11 protein-coding genes are annotated in these 11,900 nt (G+C 61.1%); all 11 read left to right on the top strand.

The features are described from left to right. Window positions 1-16 precede the first annotated feature (16 nt). The gene (locus NKI01_RS00535; protein WP_023717778.1) at window positions 17-811 is read left to right on the top strand and encodes a transglutaminase family protein; all 795 of its coding nucleotides are present in this window, start codon (window positions 17-19) and stop codon (window positions 809-811) included. A 30-nt stretch (window positions 812-841) separates the two neighbouring features. After that, window positions 842-1,573 carry a proteasome-type protease gene (locus tag NKI01_RS00530; protein WP_352482263.1) on the top strand — a complete coding sequence of 244 codons (732 nt, stop codon included), beginning with the start codon at window positions 842-844 and terminating at the stop codon, window positions 1,571-1,573. 58 nt (window positions 1,574-1,631) lie between these two features. Continuing rightward, on the top strand, window positions 1,632-3,044 hold the full coding sequence (locus tag NKI01_RS00525; protein ID WP_352961533.1) for a pyridoxal phosphate-dependent decarboxylase family protein: 1,413 nt from the start codon (window positions 1,632-1,634) through the stop codon (window positions 3,042-3,044). Window positions 3,045-3,172: 128 nt separating this feature from the next. Further along, window positions 3,173-3,940, top strand: coding sequence for a DeoR/GlpR family DNA-binding transcription regulator (locus tag NKI01_RS00520; protein ID WP_352961530.1), 768 nt, complete (start codon window positions 3,173-3,175; stop codon window positions 3,938-3,940). A gap of 126 nt (window positions 3,941-4,066) precedes the next feature. After that, entirely contained in the window at window positions 4,067-5,593 is a 1,527-nt protein-coding gene (gene glpD / locus NKI01_RS00515; protein WP_352961527.1) for a glycerol-3-phosphate dehydrogenase, read from the top strand. A gap of 39 nt (window positions 5,594-5,632) precedes the next feature. After that, window positions 5,633-6,712 (top strand): ABC transporter ATP-binding protein, encoded by a 1,080-nt coding sequence (locus NKI01_RS00510; protein ID WP_352961524.1) that lies wholly within the window; start codon window positions 5,633-5,635, stop codon window positions 6,710-6,712. Window positions 6,713-6,721: 9 nt separating this feature from the next. Continuing rightward, window positions 6,722-7,789: an ABC transporter ATP-binding protein gene (locus NKI01_RS00505; RefSeq protein WP_352961521.1), complete on the top strand. Its 1,068-nt coding sequence runs from the start codon at window positions 6,722-6,724 to the stop codon at window positions 7,787-7,789. A gap of 1 nt (window position 7,790) precedes the next feature. Further along, window positions 7,791-8,657 (top strand): carbohydrate ABC transporter permease, encoded by an 867-nt coding sequence (locus NKI01_RS00500; RefSeq protein WP_352642119.1) that lies wholly within the window; start codon window positions 7,791-7,793, stop codon window positions 8,655-8,657. 1 nt (window position 8,658) lies between these two features. Then, window positions 8,659-9,573, top strand: a complete 915-nt coding sequence (locus NKI01_RS00495; RefSeq protein WP_352961518.1) for a carbohydrate ABC transporter permease — start codon at window positions 8,659-8,661, stop codon at window positions 9,571-9,573. A 173-nt stretch (window positions 9,574-9,746) separates the two neighbouring features. Next, the gene (locus tag NKI01_RS00490; protein WP_031193610.1) at window positions 9,747-10,013 is read left to right on the top strand and encodes a DUF2160 domain-containing protein; all 267 of its coding nucleotides are present in this window, start codon (window positions 9,747-9,749) and stop codon (window positions 10,011-10,013) included. A 77-nt stretch (window positions 10,014-10,090) separates the two neighbouring features. Beyond that, the gene (locus tag NKI01_RS00485; protein WP_023717770.1) at window positions 10,091-11,818 is read left to right on the top strand and encodes an ABC transporter substrate-binding protein; all 1,728 of its coding nucleotides are present in this window, start codon (window positions 10,091-10,093) and stop codon (window positions 11,816-11,818) included. Window positions 11,819-11,900 lie beyond the last annotated feature (82 nt).

The following is an 11,900-nucleotide window of genomic DNA, read 5'->3' as shown; positions in this document are numbered from 1 at the left end:
TCCAGGGACGACAGCAATGCGGCTGAAGATCACCCACCGGACCGAATACCGCTACGATGCGCCGGTGCATTATCTGTTGCAGCGTTTGCGGCTGCTCCCGGTGAACGGGCGCACCCAGACGGTGCTATCCTGGGCGCTGAAGATCGAAGGCGCGCGCGAGGAAGTGCGCTTCACCGACCATTTCGGCAATGATACCCGGCTGTTGAGCGTCGAGGGCGAGCGCGACTTCATCACAGTCGAAGCAGCTGGCGAAGTGGTGACGCGCGATACCGCCGGTGTCTGCGGACCGCATCAGGGTTTCGCGCCGCTCTGGCTGTTCGGCCATGAAACGCCGCTGACGACGATCGGCAGCGGCATTCGTGAGCTTGCTGCCTCGGTGGGCAAGGGCACCGACATCGAAAGGCTGCACCGGCTAATGGCCGTGATCGGCGAGCGTGTCGCTTATACACCCGGCACCACCAACGCGACGACGCCGGCCGAAGAGGCCCTTGCGCTCAAGACCGGCGTTTGCCAGGACCACAGCCATATCTTCGTTGCCGCGGCTCGCGCCATGGATTTCCCGGCGCGCTACGTCAGCGGCTATCTGATGATGGATGCAGCGATCGAGCAGGCGGCAAGCCACGCTTGGGCCGAGGCGCATGTCTCGGGCCTGGGCTGGGTCTCCTTCGATGTCGCCAACGGCATTTCTCCCGACGAGCGCTATGTAAAGGTGGCGATCGGCCGCGATTATCGCGACGCCACGCCGGTATCGGGAATTCGGCTGGGACAGGCGGAAGAACAGCTTGCGGTCACCGTCACCGTGGAGCAGTAATCCCGGCAAGATTGTTGCCAAAGAGATTCGATGACCTATTGCGTCGGCCTGAAGATCGATCGCGGGCTCGTGTTCATGTCGGACACGCGCACCAATGCCGGCATGGATTCGATCTCGACCTTCAGGAAGATGCATGTCTGGGAGGAGCCGGGCGAGCGCGTCATCGTTTTGATGTCGGCCGGCAATCTGGCGACGACCCAGGCCGTAGTCAGCCTGCTCGACGAACGCACCAAGGCAGTGGCGGAGCGCCATGCCACGCTGCTCGAAACGCCCTCCATGTACCAGACAGTCCGGTTGGTCGGAGACACCGTCAAGGAAGTCATCGCCAGTTCGTCGCCGGCCGGCGAAAAGGCGGATTCCTATTTCAACGCCTCCTTTATCCTCGGCGGTCAGATCAAGGGCAGCGCGCCGCGCCTGTTCATGATCTATCCGGAAGGCAATTTCATCGAATCGACCGACGATACGCCGTTCTTCCAGATCGGTGAGACCAAATACGGCAAGCCGATCATCATCCGGGCCTACGAAAAGACGATGAGTTTCGCCGAGACGGTAAAGCTGCTGCTGGTGTCGTTCGACTCGACGCTGAAGTCGAACCTGTCGGTCGGCCTGCCGCTCGACCTGCTGTTCTATGAAAAGGACACTTTCAAGGTCGGCCTCAAAAAGCGAATAAACCATGACGATCAATATTATCGCACGATCTCGGATAGCTGGTCGAACGCGCTGAAGACCGCCTTTGCGAGCTTGCCTGATTTTCCCGAATGAAAACCTTCGTTTTTCGTGCTCTTTGATCGCGGCTCGATGAGGCGCTACGGAGGCGAAGATGAATAGCAACGAATTCCGCGAATGGTCGCTGCGAGCGGCTGAATGGGGCGCCGACTACAGAAACAGCCTTCGCGAAAGACCGGTGCGGCCGCTTGTCGAGCCGGGCGAAATCTTCAAAAGCATCGATGTCGCGCCGCCGGAAGACGGCGAAACGATGCAGGCAATCTTCGCCGATTTCGAGCAAAAGATCCTGCCGGGCATGACGCACTGGCAGCATCCGCGTTTCTTCGCCTATTTTCCGGCCAATGCGGCACCGGCCTCCGTCGTGGCCGAGTATCTGGTTTCCGCGATGGCTGCGCAATGCATGCTCTGGCAGACCTCGCCGGCAGCAACCGAGCTCGAGATGCGGGTCGTCGACTGGATGCGGCAGGCGCTTGGTCTGCCGGAGGGATTTTCCGGCGTCATGCAGGATTCGGCTTCATCGGCGACGCTTGCCGCCGTGCTGACCATGCGCGAGCGCGCGCTCGACTGGCAAGGCAACAAGAGCGGCCTGCAAGGCCAGCCGATCGTGCGGGTCTATTCTTCCGACCAAGTCCATACTTCCATAGACCGGGCGATCTGGGTGTCGGGCATCGGCGAGGCGAACCTCGTGCGCATTCCGGTCGCCGGACGCTTTCGCGCCATGCAGACGGCGGCTCTGGAAGCGGCGATCGTCACCGACCGCGAAAACGGCATGCTGCCGGCCGGCATCATCGCCAGCGTCGGCGGCACCAGTACCGGCGGCACCGACGATGTCGCGGCTGTTGGCGCGGTGGCGAAGCAGCACGGGCTCTACCTGCATGTCGATGCCGCGTGGGCCGGCTCCGCCATGATCTGCCCCGAGTTCCGGCATTTCTGGGCCGGCGCCGAACATGCGGATTCGATCGTCTTCAATCCGCACAAATGGCTGGGCGCACAGTTCGATTGCTCGATGCAGTTCGTTCGCCAGCCGGAAGACCTCGTGCGTACGCTGGCGATCAAGCCCGAATTCCTGAGAACACATGGCCGCGACGGGGTCATCAACTATTCCGAATGGTCGGTGCCGCTCGGACGGAGGTTCCGCGCGCTGAAACTTTGGTTCCTGCTGCGTGCACATGGCTTGGAAAATCTGCGAACCATGATCCGCAATCATGTCGCCTGGAGCGAGAGCCTTGCCGCGCGGCTGGCTCGGGAACCGGATTTCGAGATCGTAACGGAGCCGATGCTGTCGCTGCTCTCGTTCCGGCATCTTACGGCTGCGGGCATCGACTCTGACGAGCACAATTTGCGGTTGGTCAGCGCGATCAACGATGACGGCCGCATCTACCTGACGCAGACTCGGGTGGACGGGCAGGTGGCGATCCGCTTTCAGGTCGGGCAGTTCGAAACGACTGCGGCGGACGTCGATACTGCTTTCGAGGTCATCACTGAGATCGCCCGGGGCCTGAGTTGATAGCCTCGTCGAGATTGCGCCGGAGCTTTTCTCTCTGCAGTCGCCCGATTTTCATTAGCCGGCTCATACCTGTTCATGGCTTTCGTTTTCAGCTATAGACGAGAAAAACGAAAATGAGAGGTTGCTAGATGTATCTGTCGCCGCGTCATTCCGAAATCATCCAGATGGCCAAAGATCATGGCCGCGTACTGGTCGAGGAGTTGGCGACGCATTTCAACGTGACGCCGCAGACGATCCGCAAGGATCTCAACGATCTCTGCGACCAGCGGCTTTTGTCCCGCATTCATGGCGGGGCATTGTTCCCGTCCGGCATCGAGAACATGGAATATGAGGCCCGGCGTAAGATCGCCGCGGAGGAGAAGGAGGCGATCGGCCGCGCGGCAGCCCGGCTGATCCCTGACAACGCCTCTCTGTTCATCAATATCGGGACCACGACGGAAGCGGTCAGCAAGTCGCTGCTCGATCATATTGGCCTGATGGTCATCACCAATAACATCAATGTTGCCAACAGAATGCGCATATATCCTTCGATCGAGGTGGTGATCGCCGGCGGTGTCGTGCGCGGTTCCGACGGCGGCGTGGTCGGCGAGGCAGCGGTCGATTTCATCAGGCAGTTCAAGGTCGATTTTGCGGTGATCGGCGCCTCGGCCATCGACCATGACGGCGCACTGCTCGACTTCGATTTTCGCGAGGTGAAGGTGGCTCAGGCGATCATCGCCAACGCCCGGCATGTGATCCTGGTGTCGGACCAGACCAAATTCGAGCGCACCGCACCCGTCCGCATCGGTCATCTGTCGCAGGTCGACACCTTCATCACCGATCGTTGCGACATCCCGTCGGTGCGCAAGATCTGCCAGGAGGCAGAGGTTCAGCTGATCGAAACGTCGCTCTCCTAGAGATGCCGTTGCGGCATCTGCCACCCAACCATATTTCGTTTGACATTCGTTATCATTTCGAAATAATTCCCCTACGGTTTCGCAAGAACCCAAAAATGCTGCAATGCGAAATCGAGGGAGGACTCTTTGGGCGCATCACCGATTCATGACGTTTTCGTCATCGGTGGCGGCATCAATGGCTGCGGCATCGCCCGCGATGCCGTTGGGCGTGGCTTTTCGGTCTTTCTTGCCGAGATGAACGATCTGGCCAGCGGAACCTCTTCCGGCTCGACCAAACTGATCCATGGCGGCTTGCGCTATCTCGAATTCTACGAATTCCGCCTGGTGCGCGAAGCGCTGATGGAACGCGAGATCCTGTGGAGGAACGCGCCGCATATCATCTGGCCGATGCGCTTCGTGCTGCCATACGCCAAGGGGCTGCGTCCGGCCTGGCTGATCCGGCTCGGGCTTTTTCTCTACGACCATATTGGCGGGCGCAAATTGCTGCCGCCGACGAAAACGCTGGACATGGCCAAGGATCCGGCCGGCAAGCCGCTGAAGCCGCTTTTTCGAAAGGCGTTCGAATATTCGGACGGCTGGGTCAACGATGCCCGGCTGGTTGTGTTGAACGCCCGTGACGCTGCCGAGCGCGGTGCAACCGTTCGAACCCGAACAAGGGTCGTCAGCGCACGCCGCGAAGGCAATCTCTGGACGGTCAGGCTTGAAAACGTGCGGACCGGCGATACCGAGGAGGTCAAGGCGCGGCTGCTGGTCAATGCCGCCGGCCCGTGGGTCGATCAGGTGCTTTCAGCCACCGTCGGCTTGAACGACGTGCACAATGTCCGCCTCGTGCAAGGCAGCCACATCGTCGTTGGCAAGAAATTCGACGACCCACGCGCCTATTTCTTTCAGAACAAGGACGGGCGCATCATTTTCGCCATCCCCTACGAAGACGAGTTCACGCTCATCGGCACCACCGACCGGGACTATCCCGGCGATCCGCACGACGTCAGGATCAGTGATGCCGAGATCGACTATCTCTGCGCTGCGGCAAGCGAATATTTCGCGCAGCCGGTCAATCCGTCGGATATCGTCTGGACCTATTCCGCGGTGCGCCCGCTCTATGACGATGGTGCCTCAAAGGCGCAGGAAGCCACCCGCGACTATGTGCTGAAGGCCGATGGAGGCGAGGGTGCCGCCCCGATCGTCAACGCCTTTGGCGGCAAGATCACGACCTACCGCCGATTGTCGGAATCGATGCTCGAGAAGATCGAGGGTTTTCTCGGCAAGCGCGGCAAACCATGGACGGCAAACGCGCCGCTGCCCGGCGGTGACTTTCCCGTCACCGGCTTCGATGCCGAGGTGGCGAAACTGAAAACGGCGTACCCGTTCCTCGACGCGCGGCTGGCCCGCCGGTTGACCCGGCTCTACGGCACCCGCGCAAGGAAGCTGCTGGGCCTCGCCAAGTCGAACGTCGATCTTGGCCGCAACTTCGGCGCCGATCTCTACGAAGCCGAGGTGCGCTACCTCGTCGAAAACGAATGGGCGATGACCGCCGAGGATGTATTGTGGCGCCGGACCAAGCGCGGCCTGCGTCTCAGCCGTGAGCAGGCGGCAGTGCTCGACGAGTTCATGCGCGGAATAAGCCGGCAGCACGTAGCGGCTGCCGAATAGGGACGGCCGACTGATGCAGAAAGCCTGGGAGGAGGCATCATGCTTGAACTGAGAAACGTGACGAAGACGGTGGGTGCGGCGGAACATATCCGCGACGTCTCGCTGACCCTTCAGCACGGCTCGCTCAACGTCCTGCTCGGGCCGACGCTCTCCGGCAAGACCAGCCTGATGCGGCTGATGGCGGGCCTCGACGTGCCGACCTCCGGCTCGGTCTGGTTCGATGGCAAGGATGTCACCGGCATGCCGGTGCAAAAGCGCAACGTCGCCATGGTCTACCAGCAATTCATCAACTATCCGGCGATGACGGTGTACGAGAACATCGCCTCGCCGCTGCGGGTGGCTGGCACGGATCAGGCAACGATCGACAGGGAGGTGCGCAATGCCGCCGCCCTTCTCAAGCTCACACCCTATCTCGACCGCACGCCGCTCAGTCTATCGGGCGGCCAGCAGCAGCGCACCGCACTGGCGCGCGCCATCGTCAAGAATGCCAGCCTCGTACTGCTCGACGAGCCGCTCGCCAATCTCGACTACAAGCTGCGCGAGGAATTGCGCGCCGAACTGCCGAAGATATTCGCGGCCGCCGGCACAATCTTCGTTTATGCCACGACCGAGCCGCACGAGGCCTTGCTGCTCGGCGGCAACACGGCGACGCTTTCCGAAGGCAGCATCACCCAGTTTGGGCCGACCATCGAAGTGTTCCGCAAGCCGGTCGATCTGGTGACGGCGAGAACCTTCGCCGATCCGCCGCTCAACACCATCGTGCTTGCCAAGAAGGGCCTGGATTTCCTGCTCGAGGGCGGCGTGAAACTGCCGGTGCCGGCCGAGCTCTTCGGCATTGCCGACGCGATCTATACGATCGGTTTCCAGCCTCATCATCTTTCCCTCGATCGGCCCAATGCCGCCGCGGTGCCGGTGCGCGCAAAGGTGACAATCACCGAGATCACGGGATCGGAAAGCTTCATCCATCTCGATTTCGCCGATGCGCGCTGGGTCATGCTGACCCATGGCATTCGCGACTTCGAGCCGGACGAGGAGGTCGAAGTGTTCATCGATCCGCGCCATATCATGGTCTTCGACGAGCACGGCCGTGCGGTGGCCGCGCCGAAGCTGGCGGCTTAGGAGGAAGCGATGGCGCGCATCGACGTCAATCATATCCGCCACTCCTATCTGCAGAACCCGCGCACGGATGCCGATTTCGCGCTGAAGGAAGTGCACCACACGTTTGAGGATGGCGGCGCCTATGCGCTGCTCGGCCCATCTGGCTGCGGTAAGACCACGCTGCTCAACATCATTTCGGGATTGCTGCGCCCCTCGCACGGCCAGCTGCTGTTCAACGGCAGGGACGTGACCAATCTGTCGACCCAGGAGCGCAACATTGCCCAGGTGTTCCAGTTCCCGGTGATCTACGACACGATGACCGTCTACGATAATCTGGCATTCCCGCTGCGCAATCGCGGCGTGCCGGAGGCCGACGTCGACCGCAAGGTGCGCGAGACGCTCGAGATGATCAATCTCGCGTCATGGGCGAAGAAGAAGGCGCGCGGACTGACCGCCGACCAGAAGCAGAAGATCTCGCTCGGCCGCGGTTTGGTGCGCTCCGACGTCAACGCCATCCTGTTCGACGAGCCTTTGACCGTCATCGACCCGCATATGAAATGGGTGCTGCGCTCGCAGTTGAAGCAGCTTCATCGCCGCTTCGGCTACACCATGGTCTATGTGACGCACGACCAGACCGAGGCTCTCACCTTCGCCGACAGGGTGGTTGTCATGTATGACGGCGAAATCGTGCAGATCGGCACGCCGGCGGAGCTGTTCGAGCGCCCGCGCCACACCTTTGTCGGCTATTTCATCGGCTCGCCGGGCATGAATGTCATGCCGGTGGCGATCGACGGCAAGACCGCGAAGCTGGGCGCGCAGCAGATCGAACTGCCGGGCGTGCCCAAGGCAGGCAGCGGCGCCATCGAGCTCGGCATCCGTCCCGAATATGTGCGCCTGGGCAGCCAGGGCATTGCCGTCCGGATCAGCAAGATCGAGGACGTCGGCCGCCATAAGGTGGTCCGTGCCAATCTCGAAGGGCGCGAGATCGCCGCCATCATCGGCGAGGACGAGATAGTTCCGGCCGATCCGAAGGTGCGGTTCGACCCGGCCGGCATCAACATCTATGCCGATTCCTGGCGCGTCGAGATGGGAGCCTGAAGTGGAAAAGACCTGGAACAACAGAGCCTGGTTCCTGGTGCTGCCGGTGCTGCTGCTGGTGGCGTTCTCGGCGGTCATACCGCTGATGACGGTTGTCAATTATTCGGTGCAGGACACTTTCGGCAACAACGTCTTCTTCTGGGCCGGCACCGAGTGGTTCGAGGAACTGCTTTCCTCCAGCCGCTTCTGGCAAGCGATGATCCGCAACCTTGTCTTCTCCTTCATCATCCTGGCGATCGAAGTGCCGCTCGGCATCTTCATTGCACTCAATATGCCGAAGAAGGGTTGGGGCGTGCCTGTTTGCCTTGTTTTGATGGCGTTGCCGCTGCTGATCCCGTGGAACGTCGTCGGCACCATCTGGCAGGTGTTCGGGCGCAACGACATCGGCCTGTTCGGCTACTACGTCAATGCGCTCGGCATCGACTACAACTATGTGCAAGATCCCTACGACGCCTGGGTCACCGTCATCATTATGGACGTCTGGCATTGGACCAGCCTTGTGGTGCTGCTCTGCTATGCCGGCCTGGTCTCGATCCCGGATGCCTTCTACCAGGCTGCCAAGATCGACGGTGCCTCGCGCTGGGCGGTGTTCCGCTATATCCAGTTGCCGAAGATGAACCGGGTGCTGCTGATTGCAGTGCTGTTGCGCTTCATGGACAGCTTCATGATCTATACCGAACCGTTCGTGGTGACCGGCGGCGGACCCGGCAACTCGACGACCTTTCTTTCGATCGATCTCGTCAAGACGGCGCTCGGCCAGTTCGACCTCGGCCCGGCGGCGGCGATGTCGCTGGTCTACTTCCTTATCGTCCTGTTGTTGTCATGGGTGTTCTACACCGTGATGACCAATTACGACGCGGAGCGCTGAGATGAGCCGCGCTAACGAAAGAGCCGACAGAGTGAGCGAGACGACAGCTTCGCAAGGATTAGCCAGCACGCTGCGGCAGGACGAGATCGCACGGCTGATGCGCCGTCGCGGCGAGGAGTCGCGTTGGTGGTGGATCGTGCCGACGCTCTACATCATCGTTCTGCTTTTGCCGATCTACTGGCTCATCAATATGAGCTTCAAGACCAATGGCGAGATCGTCTCGTCGCTGACGCTCTACCCGCACGCACCGACATTGGCGAATTACCGCACCATCTTCACCGACGCGTCCTGGTATTCGGGCTACATCAACTCGATCACCTATGTGGTTATGAACATGGTGATTTCGGTGGCCGCAGCACTGCCTGCTGCCTATGCTTTTTCGCGCTATCGCTTCCTCGGCGACAAGCATCTGTTCTTCTGGCTGCTGACCAACCGCATGGCGCCGCCGGCGGTGTTCGCGCTGCCATTCTTCCAGCTTTATTCGGCCTTCGGCCTTATCGACACCCATATCGCCGTGGCTCTGGCGCATTGCCTGTTCAACGTGCCGCTGGCGGTGTGGATCCTCGAAGGCTTCATGTCGGGGGTGCCGAAGGAGATCGATGAGACCGCCTATATCGACGGCTATTCGTTCCCGCGCTTCTTCATCAAGATCTTCATGCCGCTGATTGCGAGCGGCATCGGCGTGGCGTGCTTCTTCTGCTTCATGTTCTCGTGGGTCGAGCTGCTGATCGCCCGCACGCTGACGACCACGGACGCCAAGCCGATCGCCGCGACCATGACCCGCACCGTTTCGGCCGCCGGCATGGATTGGGGGCTGCTCGCCGCAGCCGGCGTGCTGACGCTGATTCCCGGCGCGCTCGTCATCTGGTTTGTGCGCAACTACATCGCCAAGGGCTTTGCCCTGGGGAGGGTATGATGGAGCAGGTCGACAGAAGCCCATGGTGGTGGGCCGTGCTGTTTCTCGCCCTGGTCGTCGTGGCCTGGGTGGCCCTTCAAATCGATTTCGTGGCAATAACGGTAGGCTTCAGCGATCCGGCCAATATCCGCCTGTGGGGATTTAACCTCTCGTCCAACCTCGATTTTTCGTGGATGGCCTGGACGTGGCCGACCGCGGCCTTCTTTGGAACCATCTTTCTGCTGCTTTGCGGCATGGCGGTGTGGGAATACGTCTCGCCGGGCGGCAATCCGCGCGTCGGCGTGCTGCGCTTCGAAACGACGCGCGGCGACCGCTTGTTCCTGTCGCTGCTTGGCAGTGCCTTTATCCATCTCGCTTGGCTGGGTCTAGTCGGACCCAATCTGTGGTGGGCTCTCGCTCTCTCCGTGGTCTACGCCGTCGGCGTGTTCCGCTACGTATAGAGGGGGAAACTGTTGGAACGGCGGCGTGCCGGCCGCCGATCCAGATCGCACTTTGAACTTAACAGTGGAGGAAATACATGCGACGGCAATTCTTGACATCAACAACTGCGCTTGTCCTGTTGCTCGGGGCAAGCAACGCCTATGCCGGAATGGACGAGGCCAAGGCCTTCCTGGACAAGGAAATCGGCGACCTGTCGACGCTCGACCGCGCCGGCCAGGAAGCCGAAATGCAATGGTTCATCGATGCCGCGAAACCTTTCGCCGGCATGGATATCAAGGTGGTTTCCGAAACCATCGCCACGCATCAGTATGAATCGCAGGTGCTGGCGCCGGCCTTTACAGCCATCACCGGCATCAAGGTTACGCACGACGTCACCCAGGAAGGCGACGTTGTCGAGAAGATCCAGACCCAGATGCAGACCGGCCAGAACCTCTATGACGGCTGGGTCAACGATTCCGATCTGATCGGCACGCACTGGCGCTACCAGCAGGTGCGCAACCTGACCGACTGGATGGCAGGCGACGGCAAGGATGTCACCAATCCGAATCTCGACCTGAAGGATTTCATCGGCACCTCGTTCACCACCGCGCCCGACAAGAAACTCTACCAGCTTCCTGACCAGCAGTTCGCGAACCTCTACTGGTTCCGTTACGACTGGTTCAACGACGAGAAGAACAAGGCGGACTTCAAGGCCAAATACGGCTACGACCTCGGCGTGCCGGTGAATTGGTCGGCCTATGAGGACATTGCAGCGTTCTTCACCGGGCGTGAGATCGACGGCAAGAAGGTCTACGGCCATATGGACTATGGCAAGAAGGACCCGTCGCTCGGCTGGCGGTTCACCGACGCCTGGCTGTCGATGGCCGGCAATGGCGACAAGGGCATTCCGAACGGTCTGCCCGTCGACGAATGGGGCATCAAGGTCGACGAGAATTCGCGTCCGGTCGGTTCCTGCACGGCGCGCGGCGGCGACACTAATGGTCCGGCTTCCGTCTACTCCATCCAGAAGTATCTCGATTGGCTGAAGGCCTATGCACCGGCGGAAGCCCAAGGCATGACCTTCTCCGAATCGGGGCCAGTTCCGGCGCAGGGCGCGGTTGCCCAGCAGATCTTCTGGTACACCGCCTTCACCGCCAGCATGGTCGACGCCAGCGCCAAGGCCGTGCTGAACGACGACGGCACGCCGAAGTGGCGCATGGCGCCGTCGCCGCATGGCGTCTACTGGAAGGACGGCATGAAGCTCGGCTATCAGGACGTCGGTTCCTGGACGCTGATGAAGTCGACGCCGACCGACCGCGCCAAGGCCGCCTGGCTCTACGCGCAGTTCGTCACCTCGAAGACGGTCGACGTGAAGAAGAGCCATGTCGGCCTGACCTTCATCCGCGAGAGCACGATCCACGACAAGAGCTTCACCGAACGTGCGCCAAAGCTCGGCGGCTTGATCGAGTTCTACCGCTCGCCGGCGCGCGTCCAGTGGTCGCCGACCGGCACCAACGTGCCGGACTATCCGAAGCTGGCACAGCTCTGGTGGCAGGCGATCGGCGATGCTTCGTCGGGCGCCAAGAGCCCGCAGGAAGCGATGGACTCGCTCTGCGCCGAGCAGGAAAAGGTGATGAGCCGCATCGAGAAGTCGGGCGTCCAGGGCGATATTGGCCCGAAGATGGCCGAAGAGCATGACCTCGCCTACTGGAACGCCGACGCGGTCAAGAAGGGCAATCTCGCTCCTCAGCTCAAGATCGAGAACGAGAAGGAAAAGCCGGTCACCATCAACTACGACGAGCTGGTGAAGAGCTGGCAGCAATAGGACCGTTTGATGCGGGCGTCCGCGCCCGCATCGCCATGCTCAGGGGAGGCGGCATGTTGCCGTCTCCCCTGTTTGCGTGAAC

It is taken from the genome of Mesorhizobium sp. M0815, assembly GCF_040319995.1.
Lineage (GTDB): Bacteria > Pseudomonadota > Alphaproteobacteria > Rhizobiales > Rhizobiaceae > Mesorhizobium.
The sequence above is the reverse complement of the archived record's forward strand: the minus strand, read 5'-3'. Positions and strand labels throughout refer to the sequence as shown.

Excerpts from the sequence above, each read along its gene's own strand:
- NKI01_RS00535 (WP_023717778.1), top strand. The coding sequence starts at position 17 with ATGCGGCTGAAGATCACCCACCGGACCGAATACCGCTACGATGCGCCG.
- NKI01_RS00530 (WP_352482263.1), top strand. The coding sequence starts at position 842 with ATGACCTATTGCGTCGGCCTGAAGATCGATCGCGGGCTCGTGTTCATG.
- NKI01_RS00525 (WP_352961533.1), top strand. The coding sequence starts at position 1,632 with ATGAATAGCAACGAATTCCGCGAATGGTCGCTGCGAGCGGCTGAATGG.
- NKI01_RS00520 (WP_352961530.1), top strand. The coding sequence starts at position 3,173 with ATGTATCTGTCGCCGCGTCATTCCGAAATCATCCAGATGGCCAAAGAT.
- NKI01_RS00510 (WP_352961524.1), top strand. The coding sequence starts at position 5,633 with ATGCTTGAACTGAGAAACGTGACGAAGACGGTGGGTGCGGCGGAACAT.
- NKI01_RS00505 (WP_352961521.1), top strand. The coding sequence starts at position 6,722 with ATGGCGCGCATCGACGTCAATCATATCCGCCACTCCTATCTGCAGAAC.
- NKI01_RS00495 (WP_352961518.1), top strand. The coding sequence starts at position 8,659 with ATGAGCCGCGCTAACGAAAGAGCCGACAGAGTGAGCGAGACGACAGCT.
- NKI01_RS00490 (WP_031193610.1), top strand. The coding sequence starts at position 9,747 with ATGGCCTGGACGTGGCCGACCGCGGCCTTCTTTGGAACCATCTTTCTG.
- NKI01_RS00485 (WP_023717770.1), top strand. The coding sequence starts at position 10,091 with ATGCGACGGCAATTCTTGACATCAACAACTGCGCTTGTCCTGTTGCTC.